The organism is Gordonia sp. GONU, assembly GCF_024733855.1.
Lineage (GTDB): Bacteria > Actinomycetota > Actinomycetes > Mycobacteriales > Mycobacteriaceae > Gordonia > Gordonia amicalis.
The window spans coordinates 357,935-382,149 of the sequence record NZ_JANRHB010000001.1 but is presented as its reverse complement, the minus strand read 5'-3'; the positions used below and the strand labels follow the sequence as shown (position 1 = coordinate 382,149).

The 24,215-nt window shown below is 67.4% G+C and carries 23 protein-coding genes; 19 read left to right on the top strand and 4 right to left on the bottom strand.

Going from position 1 to position 24,215, the window contains the following annotated elements; translation table 11 throughout:
• The first annotated feature begins 9 nt into the window (after window positions 1-9).
• The 16 genes from tig (at window position 10) to proB (ending at window position 18,580) form a co-directional block, all read left to right on the top strand.
• Window positions 10-1,374, top strand: coding sequence for a trigger factor (tig, locus tag NWF34_RS01770; protein WP_024498360.1), 1,365 nt, complete (start codon window positions 10-12; stop codon window positions 1,372-1,374).
• 259 nt (window positions 1,375-1,633) lie between these two features.
• Window positions 1,634-2,233 (top strand): ATP-dependent Clp protease proteolytic subunit, encoded by a 600-nt coding sequence (locus NWF34_RS01765; protein ID WP_024498361.1) that lies wholly within the window; start codon window positions 1,634-1,636, stop codon window positions 2,231-2,233.
• Between the two features lie 55 nt (window positions 2,234-2,288).
• Complete coding sequence (locus NWF34_RS01760; protein WP_024498362.1) at window positions 2,289-2,987, top strand: ATP-dependent Clp protease proteolytic subunit; 699 nt, start codon at window positions 2,289-2,291, stop codon at window positions 2,985-2,987.
• Between the two features lie 197 nt (window positions 2,988-3,184).
• Complete coding sequence (clpX, locus tag NWF34_RS01755; RefSeq protein WP_024498363.1) at window positions 3,185-4,465, top strand: ATP-dependent Clp protease ATP-binding subunit ClpX; 1,281 nt, start codon at window positions 3,185-3,187, stop codon at window positions 4,463-4,465.
• 73 nt (window positions 4,466-4,538) lie between these two features.
• The gene (locus NWF34_RS01750) at window positions 4,539-5,186 is read left to right on the top strand and encodes a molybdenum cofactor guanylyltransferase (RefSeq protein ID WP_024498364.1); all 648 of its coding nucleotides are present in this window, start codon (window positions 4,539-4,541) and stop codon (window positions 5,184-5,186) included.
• Window positions 5,170-5,403, top strand: a complete 234-nt coding sequence (locus NWF34_RS01745; RefSeq protein WP_232513100.1) for a hypothetical protein — start codon at window positions 5,170-5,172, stop codon at window positions 5,401-5,403. The genes NWF34_RS01750 and NWF34_RS01745 overlap by 17 nt, the downstream gene beginning before the upstream one ends.
• Before the next feature lie 67 nt (window positions 5,404-5,470).
• Window positions 5,471-8,143, top strand: a complete 2,673-nt coding sequence (locus tag NWF34_RS01740) for a valine--tRNA ligase (RefSeq protein WP_035760346.1) — start codon at window positions 5,471-5,473, stop codon at window positions 8,141-8,143.
• Window positions 8,140-9,666, top strand: a complete 1,527-nt coding sequence (locus NWF34_RS01735) for a folylpolyglutamate synthase/dihydrofolate synthase family protein (protein ID WP_024498367.1) — start codon at window positions 8,140-8,142, stop codon at window positions 9,664-9,666. Before NWF34_RS01740 ends, NWF34_RS01735 begins: the two co-directional genes overlap by 4 nt.
• The gene (locus NWF34_RS01730) at window positions 9,663-10,052 is read left to right on the top strand and encodes a DUF4233 domain-containing protein (RefSeq protein ID WP_024498368.1); all 390 of its coding nucleotides are present in this window, start codon (window positions 9,663-9,665) and stop codon (window positions 10,050-10,052) included. Before NWF34_RS01735 ends, NWF34_RS01730 begins: the two co-directional genes overlap by 4 nt.
• 204 nt (window positions 10,053-10,256) lie before the next feature.
• A complete protein-coding gene (locus NWF34_RS01725) occupies window positions 10,257-10,733 on the top strand; it encodes a hypothetical protein (protein WP_024498369.1) in 477 nt (158 codons plus the stop codon).
• A gap of 38 nt (window positions 10,734-10,771) precedes the next feature.
• Window positions 10,772-11,188: a nucleoside-diphosphate kinase gene (ndk, locus tag NWF34_RS01720; protein ID WP_024498370.1), complete on the top strand. Its 417-nt coding sequence runs from the start codon at window positions 10,772-10,774 to the stop codon at window positions 11,186-11,188.
• 425 nt (window positions 11,189-11,613) lie between these two features.
• Window positions 11,614-14,982, top strand: a complete 3,369-nt coding sequence (locus NWF34_RS01715) for a translation initiation factor IF-2 N-terminal domain-containing protein (protein WP_024498371.1) — start codon at window positions 11,614-11,616, stop codon at window positions 14,980-14,982.
• A 279-nt stretch (window positions 14,983-15,261) separates the two neighbouring features.
• Window positions 15,262-15,573 carry a 50S ribosomal protein L21 gene (rplU, locus tag NWF34_RS01710; RefSeq protein ID WP_006437207.1) on the top strand — a complete coding sequence of 104 codons (312 nt, stop codon included), beginning with the start codon at window positions 15,262-15,264 and terminating at the stop codon, window positions 15,571-15,573.
• Window positions 15,574-15,611: 38 nt separating this feature from the next.
• Entirely contained in the window at window positions 15,612-15,875 is a 264-nt protein-coding gene (rpmA, locus tag NWF34_RS01705; RefSeq protein WP_005198946.1) for a 50S ribosomal protein L27, read from the top strand.
• 96 nt (window positions 15,876-15,971) lie between these two features.
• Complete coding sequence (gene obgE / locus NWF34_RS01700; protein WP_024498372.1) at window positions 15,972-17,438, top strand: GTPase ObgE; 1,467 nt, start codon at window positions 15,972-15,974, stop codon at window positions 17,436-17,438.
• The gene (gene proB / locus NWF34_RS01695) at window positions 17,435-18,580 is read left to right on the top strand and encodes a glutamate 5-kinase (protein WP_024498373.1); all 1,146 of its coding nucleotides are present in this window, start codon (window positions 17,435-17,437) and stop codon (window positions 18,578-18,580) included. The genes obgE and proB overlap by 4 nt, the downstream gene beginning before the upstream one ends.
• Window positions 18,581-18,584: 4 nt before the next feature.
• Here the strand turns inward: proB and NWF34_RS01690 are convergent, their stop codons facing one another.
• The 4 genes from NWF34_RS01690 to ectA form a co-directional block, all read right to left on the bottom strand.
• Entirely contained in the window at window positions 18,585-19,463 is an 879-nt protein-coding gene (locus tag NWF34_RS01690) for a Sir2 family NAD-dependent protein deacetylase (RefSeq protein WP_024498374.1), read from the bottom strand.
• 55 nt (window positions 19,464-19,518) lie between these two features.
• A complete protein-coding gene (locus NWF34_RS01685) occupies window positions 19,519-19,953 on the bottom strand; it encodes an ectoine synthase (RefSeq protein ID WP_006437211.1) in 435 nt (144 codons plus the stop codon).
• Window positions 19,950-21,239, bottom strand: coding sequence for a diaminobutyrate--2-oxoglutarate transaminase (gene ectB, locus NWF34_RS01680; protein WP_024498375.1), 1,290 nt, complete (start codon window positions 21,237-21,239; stop codon window positions 19,950-19,952). Before ectB ends, NWF34_RS01685 begins: the two co-directional genes overlap by 4 nt.
• 187 nt (window positions 21,240-21,426) lie before the next feature.
• The gene (gene ectA / locus NWF34_RS01675) at window positions 21,427-21,954 is read right to left on the bottom strand and encodes a diaminobutyrate acetyltransferase (protein ID WP_024498376.1); all 528 of its coding nucleotides are present in this window, start codon (window positions 21,952-21,954) and stop codon (window positions 21,427-21,429) included.
• A gap of 164 nt (window positions 21,955-22,118) precedes the next feature.
• Here ectA and rsmD point away from each other — a divergent pair, with 164 nt between their 5' ends.
• The 3 genes from rsmD (at window position 22,119) to NWF34_RS01660 (ending at window position 24,201) form a co-directional block, all read left to right on the top strand.
• Window positions 22,119-22,679 (top strand): 16S rRNA (guanine(966)-N(2))-methyltransferase RsmD, encoded by a 561-nt coding sequence (gene rsmD, locus NWF34_RS01670; protein ID WP_024498377.1) that lies wholly within the window; start codon window positions 22,119-22,121, stop codon window positions 22,677-22,679.
• Window positions 22,680-22,739: 60 nt separating this feature from the next.
• Entirely contained in the window at window positions 22,740-23,228 is a 489-nt protein-coding gene (gene coaD / locus NWF34_RS01665) for a pantetheine-phosphate adenylyltransferase (RefSeq protein WP_006437215.1), read from the top strand.
• A gap of 124 nt (window positions 23,229-23,352) precedes the next feature.
• Entirely contained in the window at window positions 23,353-24,201 is an 849-nt protein-coding gene (locus NWF34_RS01660; protein WP_006437216.1) for a DivIVA domain-containing protein, read from the top strand.
• The last annotated feature ends 14 nt before the right edge of the window (window positions 24,202-24,215 follow it).

Sequence of the window (24,215 nt, the reverse complement as noted above, 5' to 3'; positions counted from 1 at the left end):
GCACCAGGCGTGAAGAGCACTGTCGAGCAACTCACCCCGACCCGAGTGAAGCTCAACGTCGAGGTCCCGTTCGAGGAGCTGTCCGCAGACTTCGACCGGGCGTACCGGTCGTTGGCCCAGCAGATCCGGATTCCCGGCTTCCGTCCGGGCAAGGCGCCCGCCAAGCTGATCGAGGCCCGCGTCGGTCGCGACTCGATCCTGGCGCAGGTCGTCAACGACGCCATCCCCGCCAAGTACTCGGAGGCCGTCGCCGAGACCGAGACCAAGGCCATCGGCCAGCCGGAGATCGATCTGTCGGAGCTGAAGTACGGCGAGTCCGTCACCTTCAGCGCCGAGGTCGACGTCCGCCCGGAGATCACCCTGCCCGACTACTCGACCCTCTCGGTCGAGGTCGACGCCATCGAGATCGACGACGCTGCCGTCGACGAGCAGCTCGAGGGCCTGCGCGCCCGCTTCGGCACCCTCAAGGGTGTCGAGCGCGGCATCGAGAACGGTGACTTCGTCTCGATCGATCTCGAGGCCACCGTCGACGGCGAGGCTGTCGAGGAGGCGACCACCGAGGGGCTCTCTCACGAGGTCGGCTCCGGCCAGCTCATCGACGGACTCGACGACGCCCTCATCGGTCTGAAGGCCGGCGAGAGCAAGGAATTCACCACCAAGCTCGTCGCCGGCGACCACGCCGGTGAGGAGGCCCTGGTGAAGGTCACCGTGCAGTCGGTCAAGGAGCGCGAGCTCCCCGAGGTCGACGACGAGTTCGCCCAGATGGCCAGCGAGTTCGACACCGTCGAGGAGCTGCGTGCGAGCCTGGCGGAGCGCGTCGAGCAGTCGGCGAAGCTCGAGCAGGCCAACAAGATCCGCGACGCCGTGCTCGAGAAGCTGATCGAGACCGTCGAGGTCCCGTTGCCGGAGAAAGTCGTCGAGGAAGAGATCGAGGGCCAGCAGCACCAGATCGTCCACGCTCTCGGCCACGACGACGAGCAGGTCGCGAAGTTCCTCGAGGCGCAGGGCAAGACCCGCGAGGAGTGGGACGCCGAGGCCCGCGAGGAGGCCGAGAAGTCGGTCAAGCAGCAGCTGCTCCTCGACGCGATCGCCGACCAGCAGGAGACCGAGGTCAGCCAGGACGAGCTGACCCAGCAGATCATCTTCACCGCGCAGCGCTACGGCATGCAGCCGCAGGAGTTCATCCAGCAGCTGACGCAGGCCAACCAGGTGGGCGCGGTCTACGCCGACGTCCGTCGCGGCAAGTCGCTGGCGGGCATCGTCGGCGAGTTCACCGTCACCGACACCAAGGGCGCGACCGTCGACACCTCCGAGTTCTTCGGGGGCAAGGACGAGGACGGCGATTCGGACGAAGCCGCCGACACCGACAACTGAGTCGGCCGGAGCCTCAACTCCCACCACCGATCGCCGGTCCCCGTTCGCGGGGGCCGGCGATCGTCGTCGAATCCGTCGAACTGCATTCGCCATTCACTGTGATGGCCCGTTCTGCTCTCAGCGAATAGACGTGTCCTCGGGAGTGCCGGGGGGTGTGGATTGGTTAGTGTCGGTGAGGACGTCATCAGACAGATCGGAACGTGTGCGACGCCCGAGACGGCGCGCACAGGTCATGACAACAAGGCAAAGGTAGGAACCCGTGAGTGAGCCGACCATCCACACACCCTCGATGAGTTCGGGTGTGGCTGGGTTGAACCTGACCGATTCGGTGTTCGAGCGTCTGCTGCGCGAACGCATCATCTTCCTGGGCACCCAGGTGGACGACGACATCGCCAACCGGCTGTGCGCGCAGATCCTGCTGCTCGCCGCCGAGGACCCGACCAGGGACATCCACCTCTACATCAACTCGCCCGGTGGCTCGGTCACCGCGGGCATGGCCATCTTCGACACCATGCAGCTCGCCGAGTGCGACGTCGCCACCTACGCGATGGGCATGGCGGCATCGATGGGGCAGTTCCTCCTCGCGGCCGGCGCCAAGGGCAAGCGCCACGCCCTGCCCCACGCGCGGATCATGATGCACCAGCCGTCCGCCGGTATCGGTGGTACCGCCGCCGACATCGCCATCCAGGCCGAGCAGTTCGCGCTCACCAAGAAGGAGATGAACCGGCTCAACGCCGAGTTCAGTGGTCAACCGCTCGAGAAGATCGAGGCCGACGCGGATCGCGACAAGTGGTTCACCGCCGAGGAGGCCAAAGAGTACGGCTTCGTCGACAAGGTGATCTCGCGTCCGGGGCAGTGACCCGGCCCCGAGCACCCCGCCACCTCCGAGCCACACCTACTCATTGGAGCAACAGATGACCAACTCCCTTTCCCTGGACGGCATGCCCGCCGAGGTCGCCGCCGGAATCCCCGCGTCGGCGTTGGCGCTCAAGAACATCGAGGCGCGCTACATCCTGCCGCAGTTCATCGAGCACACCCCGAACGGTCAGCGCCAGTACGACCCCTACGCCAAGCTGTTCGAGGAGCGCATCGTCTTCGTCGGCACCCCGATCGACCAGGTCGTGTCCAACGACGTGATGGCCCAGCTGCTCGTCCTCGAGTCGCAGGACCCCGATCGCGACATCACGATGTACATCAACTCGCCCGGCGGCAGCGTGCCCGACATGCTCGCCATCTACGACACGATGCAGTACGTCCACTGCGACATCGTGACCGTGTGCCTGGGTGAGGCCGCCTCGGCGGCGGCGATCCTGCTCGCGGGTGGCACCCCGGGCAAGCGCGCCGCGCTGCCCAACGCGACCGTCCTGATCCACCAGCCGCGCACCGGCGGCGCCTACCAGGGCCAGGTCTCCGACCTCGAGATCCAGGCCGCCGAGATCGAGCGCATCCGCGACCGGCTCGACGAGATCCTGGCCGGCCACACCGGCCAGGACAAGGCGAAGATCCGCAAGGACACCGACCGCGACAACATCCTGACCGCCGCGGCGGCCAAGGAATACGGAATCATCGACGAGGTCTTCGAGTACCGCAAGAAGTCGATGAAGAAGTCCTGACGGCAACGCAAACAGCACAGGAGTCGCGGGGATTTTCTGTCGCGACATTTGGCCTTATCGGTCGAAGTTCGAGCGGTGCGCGGGTACCGTCGGGTTACTGGGCATTCGGATGTCGTTCAGATGACCCGTGCCCGGCTGCGTGCGACGCGACGGACCATGACGACAGTCCGGCAACGAGGAAGTAGGTACTACGCGAGATGGCACGAATCGGAGACGGCGGCGACCTGCTGAAGTGCTCTTTCTGCGGGAAGAGTCAGAAGCAGGTGAAGAAGCTCATCGCCGGTCCCGGCGTGTACATCTGCGATGAGTGCATCGACCTCTGCAACGAGATCATCGAGGAGGAGCTCGCCGAGAACGGCGACGTGAAACTCGACGAGCTCCCGAAGCCCGCGGAGATCCGCGACTTCCTCGAGAAGTACGTCATCGGTCAGGACACCGCCAAGCGCACGCTCGCGGTGGCCGTCTACAACCACTACAAGCGCATCCAGGCGGGGGAGAAGAAGGACTCCCGCACGGGCGAGACCGTCGAGCTGATGAAGTCGAACATCCTGATGCTCGGCCCGACCGGATGTGGCAAGACGTACCTCGCGCAGACACTGGCCAAGATGCTGAACGTGCCGTTCGCCATCGCCGACGCGACCGCTCTCACCGAGGCCGGTTATGTCGGTGAGGATGTCGAGAACATCCTGCTGAAGCTGATCCAGGCCGCCGACTACGACGTCAAGCGCGCCGAGACCGGCATCATCTACATCGACGAGGTCGACAAGATCGCCCGCAAGAGCGAGAACCCGTCGATCACCCGCGATGTGTCCGGCGAGGGCGTTCAGCAGGCTCTGCTGAAGATCCTCGAGGGCACTCAGGCGTCGGTGCCGCCCCAGGGTGGGCGCAAGCATCCGCATCAGGAGTTCATCCAGATCGACACGACCAACGTGTTGTTCATCGTCGCGGGTGCGTTCGCGGGTCTCGAGAAGATCGTGTCCGAGCGAATCGGCAAGCGGGGCTTGGGCTTCGGCAACGACGTGGCGAGCAAGGACGACGTCGACACGACCGATCAGTTCGCCGACGTCATGCCCGAGGACCTGATCAAGTTCGGCCTGATCCCGGAGTTCATCGGCCGTCTGCCGGTCGTCGCGTCGGTGACCAACCTCGACAAGGCCTCACTGGTGAGCATCCTGTCGGAGCCGAAGAACGCACTGGTGAAGCAGTACACCCGGCTGTTCGAGATGGACAACGTCGAACTCGAGTTCACCCAGGACGCTCTCGAGGCGGTCGCCGACCAGGCGATCCATCGGGGCACCGGTGCTCGTGGTCTGCGCGCCATCATGGAAGAGGTGCTGCTTCCGGTGATGTACGACATCCCGAGCCGGGACGACGTCGAGAAGGTCGTCGTCACCGGTGAGACGGTGCGCGACAACGTATTGCCGACGATCGTGCCGCGCAAGGCGTCGAGCGACGAGCGTCGCGACAAGACCGCCTGACGCACAGGCTTCGTCGTGGGGCATGATGACCATCTCGCCTCGCCGCGGTGACGGATCACGCACACTGGGAGCTGTGACTCAAGACACGGGATCAGACGGTTCGAAACTCGCGGCGATCGTGCTGGCCGGCGGGCGCTCACGGCGCATGGGCAGCGACAAGGCGGCATTGGACTGGGAAGGCGAGCCGATGCTCGCCCGCGTCGTGCGGGTCGTCGCGCAGCGGTGCGACCCGGTGCTGGTGGTGGCCGGCGAGACGTCCGCGGCCTTCCGCGGCATCGATGACATCCGCGACCGCGCCGCCCCCGGCATCGACCGGTCCAAGGTGCACTGGGTGACCGACGAACAGGAGGGGACCGGCCCTCTGGGTGGCCTGGTCGCGGGCCTGGCCAAGGCCGCGGCCGCAGGCGCCGACCTCGCCTTCGTCTGCGCCACCGACATGCCGCTCATCGCCCCCGAGCTCATCGACGAACTACGTCGGGGGCTGACCGGCTCGACCCAGGCGGTGATCGCCCGCGACGCACAGCGCGACCATCCGATGGCCGGGATCTACCGCACCGACGCGGGCCCGGTGATCGCCGATCTCGTGGCCGGCGGCGAACGCCGGATGCTCGGTGCGATCGACGCCCTCAACGCCCACCGGGTGGGCGTCTCCGACGCCGACTGGCTCGTGAACGTGAACGCGCCCGAGGACGTGCACCGGCTGCGTGTGTCGACGAGTTGACCTGCGCGGCCGGGTCGCCGACACCTCCTGCCGGGCGGGCGGCACGGCGCTCGACGCGCCATACGTCGCCGGCAAGTGGGCCGTTCGTGGTCTCACCCGAAACGGCAGCGCTCGAGTGTTCCCCACGTCGTCCGACGCGTCGTTCATCACGGGATCGGAGTACGTCATCGACGGCGGACTTCTCCTCGGGCCGGCCCTTCCGGCCGAGACCGCATGAACCGACGCGCCGCTGCCGCGTACTCACGTGAGGTCCGGGGCGAGGTCACACCCGGCGGAAACATAGAATGGCGGCCGTGACATCACTCGACCCCACATCCGCGCCGCCCGAGAACGAGTTGCCGAAATCCTGGGACCCCGCCCAGCACGAGGCGACGCTCTACCAGGGCTGGGTCGATGCCGGCTACTTCACCGCCGACGCCGAGAGTGACAAGCCCCCGTTCTCCATCGTGATCCCGCCGCCCAACGTCAACGGGTCGCTGCACATGGGCCACGCGTACGAGCACGTCCTCATGGACGCGTTGTCGCGCCGTCGCCGGATGCAGGGCTACGAGGTGCTGTGGCTGCCCGGCATGGACCACGCGGCGATCGCGATGCAGACGATGGTCGAGCGCAAGCTGGCCACCGAGGGCAAGACCCGCGACGACCTGGGCCGCGAGGCCTTCATCGAGCGCGTCTGGGCCGAGAAGGCCGAGATCGGCGGCAACATCGGCGAGCAGATGCGTCGCCTCGGTGACGGCGTCGACTGGTCCCGCGAGCGCTTCACGATGGACGAGGGTCTGTCACGCGCGGTGCACACCGTCTTCAAGAAGATGTTCGACGACGGGCTGATCTACCAGGCCGAGCGTCTGGTCAACTGGTCTCCGGTCCTCAAGACCGCGGTCAGTGACATCGAGGTCAGCTACGCCGACGTCGAGGGTGAACTCGTCAGCTTCCGGTACGGCTCCCTCGACGACTCCGAACCCCACATCGTGGTGGCCACGACGCGTCTGGAGACGATGCTCGGCGACACCGCGATCGCCGTGCACCCCGACGACGAGCGCTACGCGCATCTGATCGGCACCGAACTGCCGCACCCGTTCCTCGATCGGAAGATCCCGGTCGTCGCCGACGACTACGTCGACCCCGAATTCGGCAGCGGCGCAGTGAAGATCACCCCGGCGCACGACCCCAACGACTTCGCGCTCGGCCAGCGGCACAACTTGCCGATGCCGACGATCATGGACGAATCGGCCCGAATCGCCGACACGGGAACTCAATTCGACGGCATGGACCGTTTCGAGGCGCGGGTCAAGGTCCGCGAAGCCCTCGCCGAGCAGGGGCGCATCGTCAAGGAGGTGCGTCCGTACCTGCACAGCGTCGGACACTCCGAGCGCACCGGTGAGCCGATCGAACCCCGCCTGTCGATGCAGTGGTGGGTCGACGTCTCGTCGCTGGCGCAGGCCGCCGGCGACGCCGTCCGGGACGGGTCCACGGTGATCCACCCGAAGTCGATGGAGCCGCGCTGGTTCGGCTGGGTCGACGACATGCACGACTGGTGCATCTCGCGTCAGCTGTGGTGGGGACATCGCATCCCGATCTGGTACGGCCCGGACGGCGAGGTCGTGTGCGTCGGACCCGATGAGGAGGCGCCGGAGGGATACGTCCAGGAAACTGACGTCCTCGACACCTGGTTCTCCTCGGGCCTGTGGCCGTTCTCCACCATGGGCTGGCCGGAGAAGACCGACGATCTCGAGAAGTTCTATCCCACCTCGGTTCTCGTCACCGGATACGACATCCTGTTCTTCTGGGTGGCGCGGATGATGATGTTCGGGACCTACGTCGGCAAGGATCTGGGTCCGGGTAACGAGATCCCGTTCCACAATTTGTTCCTGCACGGCCTGGTCCGCGACGAGCACGGCCGCAAGATGTCGAAGTCGAAGGGCAACGGCATCGATCCGCTCGACTGGGTCGAGCGCTTCGGGGCCGACGCGCTGCGCTTCACCCTGGCTCGCGGTGCCAACCCGGGCGCGGACATCTCGGTGGGCGAGGATCACGCCCAGTCGTCGCGCAACTTCGCGACCAAGCTGTACAACGCGACCAAGTTCGCGCTGATGAACGGCGCCAAGGTCGCCGAGCTGCCCGATGCGTCGGCCCTGACCGACGCCGACCGGTGGATTCTCGGCCGTCTCGACGAGGTGCTCGCCGAGGTCGACGCCGGCTTCGAGTCCTACGAGTTCTCCAAGGCCTGCGAGTCGCTCTATCACTTCGCCTGGGACGAGGTGTGCGACTGGTACCTCGAGCTGGCCAAGGTCCAGTTCGCCGAGAATGACGAGAAGCGTTCGGAGACAACATCTGTCGTGCTCGGTGCGGTTCTCGAACCGCTGCTTCGCGCGCTGTCGCCGGTGATGCCCTTCGTCACCGAGGTGCTGTGGAAGACGCTCACCGGGGGCGAATCGCTCGTCATCGCCGAGTGGCCGACCCCGTCGGGACGCGACTGGTCGACCGATTCGGCGGCTCGCATCGCCGATCTGCAGCGCCTCATCACCGAGGTGCGCCGCTTCCGCAGCGACCAGGGACTGCGTCCGGGGCAGCGGGTCGCCGCCCAGTTCGACGGACTGGGGGAGTCCGGCCTCGAGCCGTTGCTGCCCTACGTGCAGTCGCTGGCGCGTCTCGATGCCGCCGGACCCGGCTTCGGGGCCACCGCGACCATCGAGGTCCGCCTGTCCGTCGCAACCGTCACCGTCGCCATCGACACCTCCGGAACCGTGGACGTCGAAGCCGAACGGAAGCGTCTCACCAAGGACCTGGCGGTCGCCGAGAAGGAACTGGCGACCACCTCGGCCAAACTCGGCAACGAGCAGTTCCTGTCCAAGGCTCCCGACCAGGTGGTGAGCAAGATCCGGAACCGCCAGCGGATCGCCACCGAAGAGGTCGAGCGGCTGAACGCGAAGCTGGCGAGTCTGGCCGGCGGCGCGTGAGCGACGAGACCGGCTTCCCGGAAGAGGATCCCGCCGTCGTCGGCGAGGATCCGCTGGGATTGTCGGAGCTACTCGACGCGGAGGAACGAGCGGCGGACGCCGAGACCGACCGGCCGCCGCTGACCGTCCACGACAGTGCAGACGATCTCGCCGAACTCGCCGAGGTCGAGGCCGAACTCGACACCCGCTGGCCCGAGACCAGGATCGAACCGTCGCTGACGCGCATCGCGGCCCTGATGGACCTGCTCGGGTCGCCCCAGCACAGCTACCCCGCGATCCACGTCGCGGGCACCAACGGCAAGACGTCGGTGACGCGGATGATCGATGCGCTGATGACCGCCCTGCACCGCCGGACCGGCCGGATCACGAGCCCGCACCTGCAGCGGGTCACCGAGCGGATCTCGGTCGACGGCAAACCGATCCGCGCGCGGACCTACATCGACACCTACCGCGAGCTCGAGCCGTACATCACGATGGTCGACGACAGCTCGACCGCCGCGGGCGGCCCGCGGATGAGCAAGTTCGAGGTGCTGACCGCGATGGCCTACGCGGTCTTCGCCGAGGCCCCGGTCGACGTCGCGGTGGTCGAGACCGGCATGGGTGGACGCTGGGACGCCACCAACGTCATCGACGGAATCGTCTCGGTCATCACGCCGATCGCGATGGACCACGCCGACTACCTCGGCGACACGCTCACCGCCATCGCGGGGGAGAAGGCAGGGATCATCAAACCCGGCGAGCCCGGCGCACTCGGCGCCGTCGACCCGGTCACGATCATCGCCGAGCAGAGCCCCGAGGTGATGGACGTACTGCTGCGCGCTGCCGTCGAGGCGGGCACGGTCGTCGCCCGTCAGGGTTCGGAGTTCGCGGTTCTCGACTCGGCCACCGCCGTCGGCGGCCAGATGCTGAGAATCCAGGGACTCGGCGGCGTCTACGACGAGGTCTTCCTGCCGCTGCACGGCGCCCACCAGGCCGCCAACGCGTCTCTGGCCCTCGCCGCGGTGGAGGCATTCTTCGGTGCCGGCCCCGATCGCCAGCTCGACATCGACGCGATCCGGAGCGGGTTCGCCGCCGTCGGCAACCCCGGACGGCTCGAGCGGCTGCGCAGCGCACCGACGGTCTTCGCCGACGCCGCGCACAATCCGCACGGCGCGACCGCATTGGCTCAGGCGCTGGCCGAGGAGTTCGACTTCCGCCGCCTCATCGGCGTCATCGGAGTGCTCGGCGACAAGGACGCCCGAGGACTACTCGAGGCTCTCGAGCCCGTGTTCGACGCCGTCGTCATCACCAACAACGGTTCGCCGCGTGCCCTCGACGCCGAGACGCTCGCAGAGTACGCACACGCGGTGTTCGGCGAGGAACGGGTCGTCGTCAAGCCGTTCCTGCCCGACGCCGTCGAAGAAGCCATCGCCCTCGCGGAGGACTCCGAAGGTCAGCGTGTCTCGGGTGCGGGAGTGGTCATCACCGGGTCGGTCGTGACCGCCGGCGCCGCCCGCACCCTGTTCGGTAAGGAACCCTCATGACCCGGTACACGCCGCCCACAAACGACCCGTGGAAGGGCCTGCGCGGGGTGATGGCCGGGACGATGATCCTCGAGGTCATCGTGATCATCCTGGCGTTCCCGATCGTCTGGCGACTCGGCGGCGGCCTGACCTGGCTGTCCGGCGGATACCTGACCCTCCTCGTGCTCGCGATGATCGCGGCCGCAGGGATGCAGGGCCGCCCGTACGCGCTCAAGCTCGACCTCGGCCTGCAGATGGCGGTGATCGTCGGTGGCATCTTCCACTGGTCCATCGCCGTCGTCGGTGTGGTCTTCGGATCGGTCTGGCTCTACATCGTCTACATCAAGCGAGATGTGGAGAAACGCGTCGAACTGGGCATGCTCCCCGGTCAGGAACCGATCGACTGACGCACGTCCCACCTGGGGAGTCAACGCTGTCCCGACAGCGGTTTGGTGGTCGCAAGACCTGTGTCCGGACCGTTATCGGCGAACGGGAGCGGACCGCGAGGGTTGCTGCAACAATGGCGCAAGCCGTGGGGAGCCGGCGAGTTCCCGCCTGGCTTCATCCCACCGCAACCCGCCATCGTGACGACATCCAACGTGAGGACGTACGTGCAGTTCCTGTTTTCCCGGACCCCCTCCGGTTCTGATCGCCCCCGCACCTCCGCCCGAATCGGCCGCTCGGCCGGAATGGCCCTCGCCGGTGCGGCGGCATTCGCTCTGGCCGCGCCCGCCGTCGCCTCGGCGGCACCCGCACCTGAGCAGACGCCGCCGGCCCTGGAAGCGTTCGCGGTACCCGAGGCAGGCGCTCCGGTTCCCGTCTCGCAGGGAGAGTTCAGCTACCTCGCGACCCACTCCGTCACCAAGCGCGCGGCGGGTATGAAGGCGCCCGAGGCCATCGCGACGTTGCCGGTGCCCGCCCAGTACCGTCCGGCGAATCTTGCTCTCGCGCAACAATTCGACCTCGCTCTCGCCGGTGCGTTGGCCTCGCCCGGTGGGTGTCTCCAGGTCGTCGTCGACCCACAGTCGCGGTCGGGCAGCCTGTTCAACTACGGCTTCTTCCCGGTCGCCGGTGAGTACTGCGCCTGACCGTCGGAATCCGGTCGCCGGTCGTTAAGGTGTGAGGCGTGACTGAACGCACTCTCGTACTCATCAAGCCGGACGGCGTCCAACGCTTGCTCGTCGGCGACATCATCAGCCGCATCGAGCGCAAGGGGCTCACTCTTGTGGCTCTCGAGCTCAAGACCGCAAGCGACGAGGTCGCCCGCGGCCACTACGCGGAACACGAGGGCAAGCCCTTCTACCCCTCGTTGCTGGAGTTCATCACCTCCGGCCCGCTGGTCGCGGCCGTCCTCGAGGGCCCGCGCGCCGTCGCCGCCTTCCGGCAGATCGCCGGCGGCACCGATCCCGTCGATAAGGCGGTGCCCGGCACCATCCGCGCGGACTACGCCTTGAACACCCAGTACAACCTGGTCCACGGCTCGGACTCGCCGGAATCGGCCGAGCGTGAGATCGCTCTCTGGTTCCCCGAACTCGCAGGCTGACCGAGGTTCCCTCGGTTCGACGCGCGGCTCAAACGCGCATACTTTGCGGTCATCCGACCACCGTGTGGGATACTTGCAGGGTTATCGCCGGCACACTTTGTCGACGATGGCCGGATGACGCGCCCTGGTTCGGCGCGTCGCGGTGCGGTAGATCCGCATCGCGACGCCCACAACCACAGCTGATCCCGCCGAGGTTCGTACTGCTGCCAGCAGCCGAACACTCAGGCTCTGCCCTGTGCCCGGTGGCGTGGAAGGCGCCCGGGATGCGGTCATCGACACAGCAAGAGCGTTCTCTGCTGAACCGACTCTCGGATCAGCGTGATGACGCGGAGACCACACAACACCGGTCATACGTGACCGGGACACAGAGCAGACCCTCGCGTGGCCGCGTCAGCCCGACGCGCCCGGGGGTTCGAGGAGACTGAGTGACCGACAACGGGTCACCGGCTGACGCGAACGCAGCGTCAGAACCGGTGGAAGAATTTCCCAGCAAACTTCGTGTGCACGCACTGGCCCGCTTCCTGGGCCTGACGAGTCGGCAGGTGCTGGCGCACCTGGCCAATCTCGGGGTGCAGACGCGCAGCCCACAATCCAGCGTCGACCGTGAGTTGGCGCAGGCCGTGGCCGAACGGGTGCGGGCCAACGTGGAAGCGGACGAGGCGGTGACGCCGGTCCCGGCCGAAGAGGCCACCCCCGCGGCGCCGCAGGTCGAAGCGCCGGCCCCCGAGGCGCCGAAGGTCGAAGAGACCACCCCCGAGGCACCGACGGTCGAAGAGCCGGTCGCCGAGGCGCCGAAGGTGGAAGAGCCGGCCGTCGAGGTTCCGAAGGTCGAGGAGCCGCCGAGTCTGTTCTCGGCCGCGGCCACCCGCTACGACGAGCCGGTCGCGGCGCAGGCCGCCGAGGACGACACGTCCTTCGGCACCCAGCCGCTGTTCCTCCAGCCACAGGCGCCCGCCGAGAAGCCGAAGACCGCGCGCGCGGCGAAGCAGGCCGAGAAGCCGGCGCAGCCCGAGAAGCCGGCGCAGGCGGAGAAGCCAGCGCAGGCGGAGAAGCCGGCGCAGCCCGAGAAGTCAGAGCAGCCCGACAAGCCGGCGAAAGCCGAGAAGAAAGCGCCGTCGACCGGCGCACCTTCTGCCGACACCTCCGCTGACGACCAGGCTCCCGAAGAGGACGCCGACGAGACCGACACCGACAGCACCGACGCCGACGACTCGGGTTCGGGTCGTAGCCGTCGTCGCCGTCGCGGACGTCGTGGTCGTGGTCGCGGCCGCGGCGACCAGGGCGAGTCCGGCGATTCGTCGGATGACACCGAGTCGGACGAGACCGGTGACCGCGCCGAGGACTCGGCAACCGACTCCGAGTCGACGGCCGACGAATCCGGCGACGAGAACAAGACGGATGAGTCGCAGTCCGAGGAGTCGGCCGCCGGTGATGGCGAGCCGACCGGACGCCGACGTCGTCGCAGCCGGCGGTCAGCCGGAGAGAACTCGGAGGAGGCCGATCAGAAGGAGGCCGCTTCCGCGGATGTGTCGGAGGGCGACTCCTCGACGGCCACCGATTCCGGTGACGACACCGAGTCGGACGACGGTGAAGGCGACGACTCGGATGAGGCGTCCTCGACCCGCCGTCGGCGTCGCCGCCGCCGGCGCAAGGGCGGGGGAGAACCCGACGAGGGTTCGCCGGACGATCCGCCGAACACGGTGGTCCACGAACGTGAACCCCGGAGCAAGCGTGCGCGCGACGAGGTGCAGGGCATCTCCGGTTCGACCCGACTCGAGGCCAAGCGTCAGCGCCGTCGCGACGGACGCGACGCGGGCCGTCGACGCCCGCCGATCCTGACCGAGTCGGAGTTCCTCGCCCGTCGCGAGGCCGTCGACCGCGTGATGGTGGTGCGCGAGCGCAGCGCCAACAGCAGCATCTCCGACGGCGACGGCCACGAGCTCGCCGCGGTGGAGGACTACACCCAGGTCGCGGTGCTCGAGGACGGCGTCCTCGTCGAACACTTCGTCACCACGGCGACGTCGTCGTCGATGGTGGGCAACATCTACCTCGGCCGCGTGCAGAACGTGCTGCCCGGCATGGAGGCGGCTTTCGTCGACATCGGCCGCGGCCGCAACGGTGTGCTGTACGCCGGCGAGGTCAACTGGGATGCCGCCGGACTCGACGGCGGCTCGCGGAAGATCGAGCAGGCGCTCAAGCCCGGCGACAACGTGCTGGTGCAGGTCAGCAAGGACCCGGTGGGACACAAGGGTGCCCGCCTGACCACGCAGATCTCCCTGGCCGGCCGGTACCTCGTCTACGTGCCGGGCGGGTCGTCGACCGGTATCAGCCGCAAGCTGCCCGACGTCGAGCGCAAGCGTCTCAAGCAGATCCTGGCCAAGCTCGTGCCCGACGAGGCCGGAGTGATCATCCGCACCGCCTCAGAAGGCGTCAGTGCCGAGGAACTCGGTGCCGACATAGCTCGTCTCGAATCGCAGTGGAAGTCGATCGAGGAATCGGTCGCGCAGGCCAAGAAGGGTGGCTCGTCGGCCCCGCGTGCGCTGTACGAGGAGCCCGATCTGCTGGTTCGCGTGGTGCGTGACCTGTTCAACGAAGACTTCAAGAAGCTCGTCGTCGAGGGCGACAAGGCGTGGAACCTCGTCGAGGGTTACGTCAGTTCCGTCGCACCCGACCTCATGGAGCGGGTCGAGCAGTTCAGCAAGCCGCACGCCGATGCACCCGATTCGTTCGTGGTCCATCGCATCGACGAGCAACTCGCAAAGGCGCTCGACCGCAAGGTGTGGCTGCCGTCGGGCGGCACGCTGATCATCGAGCACACCGAGGCCATGACGGTCGTCGACGTCAACACCGGCAAGTTCACCGGTTCGGGGGGCAACCTCGAGGAGACGGTCACCCGCAACAACCTCGAGGCGGCCGAGGAGATCGTGCGGCAGATGCGCCTGCGCGACATCGGCGGCATGATCATCGTCGACTTCATCGACATGGTCCTCGAGTCCAACCGTGACCTGGTGCTGCGTCGCCTCACCGAGGCCCTGGCTCGGGACCGTACCCGCCACCAGGTGTCGGAGGTGACCTCGCTCGGCCTGGTGCAGATGACCCGCAAGCGTCTCGGCACCGGTCTGCTCGAGGCGTTCTCGACCCCGTGCTCGACGTGTGGCGGTCGCGGCCTGATCGTGCACACCAACCCGGTCGAGGTGCGCGGCGACGACTCGGCGCGTTCGGACAGCGCCGGCTCCAAGCGTTCGCGCCGCGGCAAGAAGAAGTCGTCGGAGGCACCCGCCGAGACCAAGGCGGCGCCGCAGCCGGCACACAAGCCCGCTGCCGAACACCCGTTGTTCCGGGCCATGGCCGCACACAACCACGACGACGAGCACCCCGAGGGCGAGTACCACGAGGGTGATCACCCCGAGGGCGCGCCCGAGAAGCCGGAGACCCCCGAGCCGGTGGCCGAGACCGTGTCGGAACCGGAAGCCGCGGAACTGGAAGCGGCGGAACCGGAAGCGGTGGAACCGGAAGCGGCGGAAGCGGAACCGGTGAAGGCCGAGGAACCGGTCCTGTCGACCGATGGGCAGGCTCCCGCGGTGGCCAAGCGCCGCCGCCGGGTGGTCCGGCGCCCAGCGCAGACCACCACCGCACCGGAGAACGTGGTGATGACGGCCGTCGACGCGGCACCGGAGGCGCCCAAGACGACCTTCGGTCCGGTCTCCACCGGGGAGTCCGTGGTCGCGGTACGCCGGCGCCCGCGGAAGCGTACGGCGGGCCGGCCCGCCGGACCGCCGCCGACCGACAGCTGATCGCCGAGGGACGGGCCGGCGGGGCTGGTTTGACCCGGCCACCGCCGTTCCCGTAACCTTGGAAAGTCGCCTCCCGCGGAGGGTCTGCGCTGTTCTGCGTGCCACGTGCACCGGCAGCGGCGCGAATCCCGTGGCAGGCCCTCTGGTGTGATCTGCAGCCACTCCCGGTCAGCTGACTGGGTCGACTGCGGCCCGCGCCGGGATGCACTACACGAACGCCTTCGAGAGCGCCTCGGCGCTGGCGAGGGCCCGACCAGACGAGTAAGAGGAAGAACTTCGATGGCAACGTACGCGATCGTCAAGACCGGCGGTAAGCAGTACAAGGTCGCTGAGGGCGACATTGTCAAGGTCGAGAAGATCGACGAGAAGGTCGGCTCCACGGTGAGCCTGCCGGTCGCGTTGGTCGTCGACGGCTCGACCCTGACCACCGACGCCGACAAGCTGGCCAAGATCTCGGTCACCGGCGAGGTCGTGGAGCACGTCAAGGGCCCCAAGATCCGCATCCACAAGTTCAAGAACAAGACCGGCTACCACAAGCGCCAGGGTCACCGTCAGAAGCTGACGCTCCTGAAGGTCACCGGGATCAAGTAGTTCGACCAGCTTCGCGAAGACCTCAGGAGGACTGACACATGGCACATAAGAAGGGCGCATCGAGCTCGCGCAACGGTCGCGATTCCAATGCCCAGCGACTCGGCGTGAAGCGCTTCGGCGGCCAGCAGGTGAGCGCGGGAGAGATCCTGGTTCGTCAGCGCGGCACCAAGTTCCACCCCGGCGTGAACGTCGGTCGCGGTGGCGACGACACCCTGTTCGCGCTCGCCGCAGGCGCGGTGGAGTTCGGCAGCAAGCGTGGCCGCAAGACGGTCAACATCGTCCCGGAAACCGCTCAGGTCTGACCCGAGCTATCCGGCACGACAAGCCTTTTCGCAGGGCGGGCAGGGTCATCACGTACCCGGCCCGCCCTGTTCTTTTTTGGATGGAAGAAGGATTCGATGTCACGGTTCGTCGACCGCGTGACCATTCACGTCGCGGCGGGCAACGGTGGCCACGGCTGCGCCTCGGTCCACCGGGAGAAGTTCAAACCTCTCGGCGGCCCGGACGGCGGTAATGGCGGGAACGGCGGGTCGGTGCGCCTCGTCGTCGACCCGCAGGTGCACACTCTGCTCGACTTCCACTTCCGTCCGCATGCCAAGGCGAGCAACGGCAAACCCGGTGCCGGCGACAACCGTGACGGCGCCAACGGCGAGGATCTCGTCCTCAAGGTGCCCGACGGTACCGTCGTGCTCGACGAGAACGGCACCATTCTCGCCGACCTGGTCGGCGCCGGAACGACTTTCGAGGCGGCACAAGGCGGTCGAGGAGGCCTCGGCAACGCCTCGCTCGCGTCGAAGGCCCGCAAGGCCCCCGGCTTCGCCCTCCTCGGTGAGGATGGCCAGGAACGTTCCCTCGTTCTCGAGCTGAAGTCCGTGGCCGACGTCGGCCTCGTCGGCTTCCCTTCGGCGGGCAAGTCGTCGCTGGTGTCGGTGCTGTCGGCGGCCAAGCCGAAGATCGCCGACTATCCGTTCACCACCCTCGTGCCGAATCTCGGTGTGGTCCAGACCGCCGGTGAGGTGTTCACCATCGCCGACGTGCCCGGCCTGATTCCAGGTGCGTCGACCGGCCGTGGTCTCGGACTCGAGTTCCTGCGCCACCTCGAGCGGTGCGCCGTCCTCGCGCATGTCGTGGACTGCGCGACCCTCGAACCCGGTCGCGACCCGGTGTCCGACATCGATGCCCTCGAGGCCGAACTCGCCGCCTACCGCCCGGCGCTCGACGCCGATCACGGTCTGGGCGACCTGGCCGAGCGTCCGCGTGTGGTGATCCTCAACAAGATCGACGTCCCCGATGCCGCCGAACTCGCCGACCTCGTCGAACCCGAACTCGCCGAACGCGGTTGGCCGGTCTTCCGGATCTCGGCCGTGGCCCACGAGGGTCTGCGCGAACTGACCTTCGCACTGGCGAAGATGGTCCGCGAGTACCGGGAAGCCCAGCCCGCCAAGGTGCCCCGCCGCGCGATCATCCGTCCGAAGGCGGTCGACGACACCGGGTTCACCATCATCCGCGATCCGGAGATCGAGGGCGGTTTCATCGTCCGCGGTTCGCGTCCGGAACGCTGGATCGCGCAGACGCAGTTCGACAACGACGAGGCCGTCGGCTACCTGGCGGACCGCCTCAACCGGCTCGGCGTCGAAGACGAACTGGTGAAGCTGGGTGCGGAGCCCGGTGCGCCGGTCACCATCGGTGCGGTCACCTTCGACTGGGAGCCGAGCACGCCCATGGGTGACGACGTCCCGGTCACCGGACGCGGCACCGACATCCGACTCGACCGCAACGATCGGGTGGGCGCCGCCGAACGTAAGCAGGCGCGCCGGCTGCGCCGCGGGCTGCCCGTCGAGGACGGAGAGCAGGACCAGTCGTGACCGCGGAAGCCCGCATCGAGGTTCGGGGCGTTCGGGCACAGATCGCGCACGCGCGCAGCGTCGTGGTGAAGATCGGCTCGTCGGCTCTGACCGACCTGACCGAGGGACTCGATCGGGATCGGCTCGATGCCCTGGCCGACGCGCTCGAAGCGCGGATGCGTGCCGGCTCCGATGTCATCGTGGTGTCGTCGGGCGCGATCGGCGCGGGTATAGCCCCGCTGGGTCTCAAGAAGCGTCCGACGGACCTCGCAACCAAGCAGGCTGCGGCAAGCGTCGGACAGCTGGCGCTGGCGCACGCCTGGGGGACCTCGTTCGCCCGCTACGGCCGCACCGTGGGGCAGGTCCTGCTGACCGCAGACGACATCTCCAACCGGTCGCATCACGCCAACGCCCAACGCACGCTTGATCGTCTGCGGTCGTTGGGTGCGGTGGCCGTGGTCAACGAGAACGACACGGTGGCGACCAACGAGATCAGGTTCGGCGACAACGACCGGCTCGCCGCCCTCGTCGCCCACCTCAGCGGCGCCGACGCGCTCGTGCTGCTCTCCGATGTCGACGGACTCTACGACGGCGACCCGCGCAAGGTGGGCGTCGACGGCCGACGTGCCCGTCTGATCCCCGAGGTGAACGGGCCGGAGGATCTCGACGGCGTCATCGCCGGGTCGGGGGGAGCGCTCGGTACCGGCGGGATGGCCTCGAAACTGGCCGCGGCCCGCCTGTCCGCGGATGCCGGTGTCCCGGTCCTGCTGGCCGCCGCCTCGTCGGCGGCGCAAGCTCTCGCCGACGCATCGGTGGGTACGGTGTTCGCCGCCCGCGAGGAGCGGTTGTCCGCCCGCCGCTTCTGGGTGCGTCATGCCGCGGACGCGCGGGGTCGGATCGTCCTCGACGACGGTGCGGTGGCAGCCGTATCCCATCGGCGTCGTTCGCTTCTCGCCGCCGGGGTGGTCGGCGTCGAGGGCCGGTTCTTCGATGGCGACGTCGTCGAACTGGTGGACCAGCGCGGAGCGGTGAAGGCGCGCGGCGTCGCCTCGTATGACTCCGACGACGTCACCTCGATGGTCGGCCGCCAGACCGACGAACTCCCGGCCGAACTGCAGCGGCCCGTCGTGCATGCCGACGACCTGGTCGTCGTGTCGCGCTGAACTTCTAGCCCGCAGCCAGGGCCGGCAGCACGACCCCGGCCCGATGGTCGATCTTGAGCACGGCCAGCTCGTCGGCGCGGGTGTGTCCGCGGTTCACGATGATCAGCGGCTTACCGGCGCGATGGGCCCGGCGCGCGAACCGCAGGCCGGACATGACCGTCAGTGACGACCCGACCACCAGCAGCGCGTCGGACTCGTCGACCGCGGAGAATGCCTGGGCGACAAGTGGTTTCGGAACCGTCTCGCCGAAGTAGACGATGTCGGGTTTGAGGATGCCGCCGCAGTGCGGGCAGTCGATCATCACGAAGTCGGAGGTGTCGGAGAGCGTCGCATCCGCATCGGGTGCCACCTCGATGGCGCCGCGTCCCGCGACCCGGTCGGCGAAGCCGGTGTTGACCTTCTCGAGCTCCTCTGCGAGCCGGTGCCGGGAGATCCGCCAGTCGCAGGTCAGGCAGCGTACGCGCCCATAGCAGCCGTGGAGTTCCAGCACGCCCTTCGTCCCGGCCTTCGTGTGCAGCATGTCGACGTTCTGAGTGATCACCGTCGAGACCACGCCGCGGCGTTGCATGTCGGTGAGCGCCAGATGCGCCGCGTTGGGTAGTGCGGCGTCCATGTGACGCCAGCCGAGGTGATTGCGCGCCCAGTAGTGCCGGCGGAACTCGGGGGAGGACAGGAACATCTCCAGGGTCATCGGCGTGCGCGGCGGTGAACCCGGGCTGCGGTAGTCGGGTATCCCCGAGTCGGTGGAGATGCCGGCGCCGGTCAGGACCGCGACGCGACGCCCGGCCAGGATGTCGGACGCGAGCTCGATGCGCTCGGCGACATCATCGTCGAGGGGCGTGTGTTCGGCCGGGGCCTGGCCGAGTTGAAGACGAGTGCGCACCCTGCCCAGGATAGGCAGGGTGCGCACTCGGAATGCTCTTCTGAGATGGCGTCCGTCAGGACACGACGGTCTCCTCGGCATGCTTGCCGGCCGGCTGCGGCACGGCGACCAGCGGGTACACGCCGTTCTCGTCGTGCACCTCGGTGCCGACGACCGGCGGATTGAACACGCACAGCATCCGCATCTGCGTGTCGGCGGTGACCGTGTGCCGTTCGTGACCGTTCAGCAGGTACATCGTGCCGGGGGCCAGCGGATAGGTCTCGCCGGTCTCCCGGTCGAGCAGGGTGCCGGTGCCCTCGACGAGCCAGACGGCCTCGATGTGATTGGCGTAGTGGAATTCGTTCACGCTGCCGGCGGCGATGGTGGTCTCGTGGAACGAGAACCCCACGCCGTCGCCGCCGAGGACGATGCGCTTGGAGACCCAGTTGCCCTTGGGGTCCGCCACATCGCGATCGGTACCGGTGATTTCCTGGGTGGTTCGGACGATCATCCGATCACCTCCTTGACTGCGTCGGAAAGGATGGACAGGCCGCGGTCGAGGTCCTCGCGGGAGATGGTCAGCGGCGGGAGCAGCTTGACGACCTCGTCGGACGGACCCGACGTCTCGGCGAGCAACCCGGCGCCGAAGGCCTGCGCACAGACCTTCCCGGCTGCCGTGTGATCGTCGAACGCCAGGCCGCGGACCATGCCGCGACCGCGGGTCGAGATGCCTTCGTAACGGTTGCAGAGGTCGGAGAAGACCTCGTGGATGCGCTCACCCTTCGCGTGGATCTCCCGGGTCAGGGTGTCGTCGGACCAGTAGGTCTCGATGGCCCTGGCGGCGGTGACGAAGGCGGGGTTGTTGCCGCGGAAGGTGCCGTTGTGTTCGCCGGGGGTCCAGACGTCGAGCTCGGGCTTGAACAGGGTCAGCGCGAAGGGCAGACCGTAGCCGCTGATCGACTTGGACAGCGTAACGATGTCGGGCTTGATGCCGGCCTCCTCGAACGAGAAGAACTCGCCGGTCCGGCCGCAGCCCATCTGGACGTCGTCGACGATGAGCAGGATGTCGCGGCGCTCGCACAGGTCCGACAGCGCGCGCAGCCACTCGGCGCGTGCGACGTTGACGCCGCCCTCGCCCTGCACGGTCTCGACGATCACCGCGGCGGGGCGGTTCAGGCCGCTGCCCGAGTCGTCGAGGACGCGCTCGAACCAGGCGAAGTCCTCCATGACGCCGCCGAAGTAGTTGTCGAACGGCATCGGGGTCGCGTGGACCAGGGGGATACCGGCACCCGCGCGCTTCATCGAGTTGCCGGTGACCGACAGCGAACCCAGGGTCATGCCGTGGAAGGCGTTGGTGAAGCTGATGATCGACTCACGGCCGGTCACCTTGCGGGCCAGCTTGAGGGCCGACTCGACGGCGTTGGTGCCCGTCGGACCGGGGAACTGGATCTTGTAGTCGAGTCCGCGCGGCTGAAGGATGTGCTGGTGGAACTTCTCGATGAAGTTCCCCTTGGCGACGGTGGCCATGTCGAGACCGTGGGTGATGCCGTCGGACTCGATGTACTCGATCAGAGCCTTCTTCAGCTCGGGGTTGTTGTGGCCGTAGTTCAGCGAACCGGCGCCCGCGAAGAAGTCCAGGTACTCCCGACCGTTCTGGTCGGTGATGTAGGAACCCTTGGCGGTGGTGAAGACCGCAGGCCAGTTGCGGCAGTAGCTGCGCACCTCGGATTCGTGGGTCGTGAAGACGGAATCGTCGAAGGACTTTTCCAGAACGGGGGTGGCGTCGAGAAGTTGCATATCGGTGCTTCCTTCTATGGGTGACAACGTGAGTTCGGTGCCCATCGGCGATATGAACTCGAAAAGCGGCGTCGCGCAGCGACGCTGTGGTGGATCAGTGCCAACGATGTTGCGGCACTGCGCATCCGGAAACCGTCGGTCAGGGGCTATGCCGCGGTCCGGGGGTGCTGAGGGATCACGCGCGAGCTCAGGGCTCGGGGATCTCCGGTTCCAGCATGTAGAGGTCCTCGGGCTCGTGCGAGTCCGGGAAAGCGTTGGCGGCGAACAGATCACGGCGTTCGAAACGCAGGCCGCGAGCCTTCGCCACCGACTCGAACAGTCGCTGCGACGGAATGTTGTCGGGACTGATCGTGGTGTGCATCGCCACCATGCCGAGGCGGTTCACGCGATCGAAGAGGTGGTGCAGCATGGACCCGGCGATGCCGTGTCCGCGCATCGAGTCGTCGACGGCGACCTGCCACACCATGAGGGTGGATGGATCGTTCTGGCGACGATATCCGGTGACGAAACCGACCGGACGGCCGTCGACTTCGGCGATGATCGAGGTCTGGGCGAAGTCGTGACACCACAGCACATAGGAATACGACGAGTTGACGTCGAGAACCTTTGAGTCCGAGGCGATTTCCCAGAGACGGGTACCGTCGGCGACAGTCGGCATCCGATAGTCGACGGTAAGGACAGTTGTTGGGGCCGTTCTTGTTTGTGAAGGGCGCATAACGCCATCGACGTTAACAACGCGTGTCGGGGAAGTCACCCACCTGCGGAAATTGCCTCGTCGAACCCCTACCTTCTACCTGATCAGACATGCAATGTGAAGTGAGTCACAAGAGTGTCACCCACGGATGTCATCGGGGCTTCACGGGAGGGCAGAATGGCCCCATGACGAGGATCATCGCGGGCGAGCTACGGGGGAGACGGCTCCGCGTTCCGGGCGAGGGAACTCGTCCCACTTCCGATCGTGTGCGGGAGTCGGTCTTCAACATCCTCGACGCCCGATTCGATCTCGACGGGCTCTGGGTTCTCGATCTGTACGCCGGTTCCGGCGCCCTCGGCATCGAGGCGGTCTCGCGAGGAGCGGCCGGCGCGACCTTCGTCGACTCGGCACGGAAGGCGGCCGCGGTCATCGGGGCCAATGTGCAGGTCTGTGGCATCGCCTCGTCGACCACGGTACTGACGAGACCGGTGTCCGCCTATCTGTCCTCGCCGCCCGAACGGAAGTACGACCTCGTGTTCTCCGACCCGCCGTACGCGGTCGACGCGTCGGCGCTCTCCGAGGACCTGACCAGACTGGCCGCGACACGGCTCGCCGAGGATGCCCTGGTGGTCGTGGAGCGCTCCGCCCGCTCGACCGGCCGGATCTGGCCCGCCGGCTTCGAGGTGCTGGTGGACAAGAACTACGGCGACACCCGGGTCGAGGTGGGGGAGTTCACCGGTGCCTGAGACGCTGCCGCGCAGCTCCTGACGACACTGACGCGCAGGACCTGACGGTAAGTTCAGGCCATGACGACGGCAGTGTGTCCCGGTTCCTTCGATCCCTTCACCCTTGGCCACCGATACGTGGTCGAACGCGCCGCGGCGTGTTTCGACGAGGTGGTCATCACCGTGGTGGTCAATCCCAACAAGCGCGGGATGTTCAGCGTCGAGGAGCGCATCGCGCTCATCGAGGAGGATTGTGCCGATCTGCCCGGCGTGCGGGTCGATCGCTGGGAAGGGCTTCTCGTCGACTATCTGAAGCAGGAGTCGATCCACACGATCGTCAAGGGCCTCCGGTCGGCGGTCGACTTCGACTACGAGGTTCCGATGGCCCAGATGAACCGCGCGCTCGCAGATGTGGAGACGGTCTTCCTTCTCACCGATCCCCGGTTCGCGCATGTCTCGAGTTCGCTCGTCAAAGAGGTGGCCAAGCTCGGTGGCGACGTCGCGCCGTTCTTGTCGTCGCACATCCACAAGCGCCTCACGGCAAAGCTGACCGGCGAGCGGTCCGTCTGACGAATCACCTGGGGAAATCTGCGACACACCCCACGCGCTTCACTAATCACAGGCGCAACATTCGGCACAATAGTCACAGATTCACCAACTGTTGCAAACAGGCAAGCGCCGGATTGGGGTGGCTGTGTACCGGGTATTTGAGGCTCTCGACGAGCTCGTGGCGATTGTCGAGGAGGCGCGGAGTGTGCCGATGACCGCGGGTTGCGTCGTGCCGCGTGGTGACGTGCTCGAACTCCTCGACGACATCAAGGACTCGATCCCGGGCGAGCTCGACGACGCTCAGGATGTCCTCGACCAGCGCGACACGCTCATCGGTGATGCGCGTGAGCACGCCGAGACCACGGTCGCCAAGGCCGACTCCGAATCCGAGGCCGTCCTCGCTCACGCCCGGGCCGAGGCCGACCGCATCCTGTCCGAGGCCAAGGCTCAGGCCGATCGCATGGTCGACGAGGCGAGCTCGCACTCGCACTCGCTCGTCGAGGATGCCACCGAAGAGGCACGCCGGCTCCAGACGAGTGCTGCCCGCGAATTCGAGGCCGTCACCGGACGCGCACGGGCCGAGGCGCAGCGCACCATCGACGCGGCGAACAACACCTACGACAAGTCGGTGGCCGACGGCATCGCCGAACAGCAACGCCTCGTCTCCGAGACCGAGGTCGTCGGCGCCGCCAAGTCGGAGGCCGAGCGCATCATCGACGCCGCGCACGCCGAGGCGGACCGTCTGCGTGGCGACTGCGACGTCTACGTCGACGAGAAGCTGGCCCAGTTCGAGGAGATCCTCACCGGCACACTGCGTTCGGTGAACCGCGGACGGCACCAGCTGCGCACCGGCGCCGGCATGCACGACTACGTCGAATACCCACGCAGCGTGGACGATGCGGCACGCGACTCGCGCGGCGACCACTCGCGGTCGCGCGAGACGTCGACCCGGAACTCCTACGACCGTGACCAGGGATCCCCGCTGGCGGTCTGACCGGTCGGGCGACC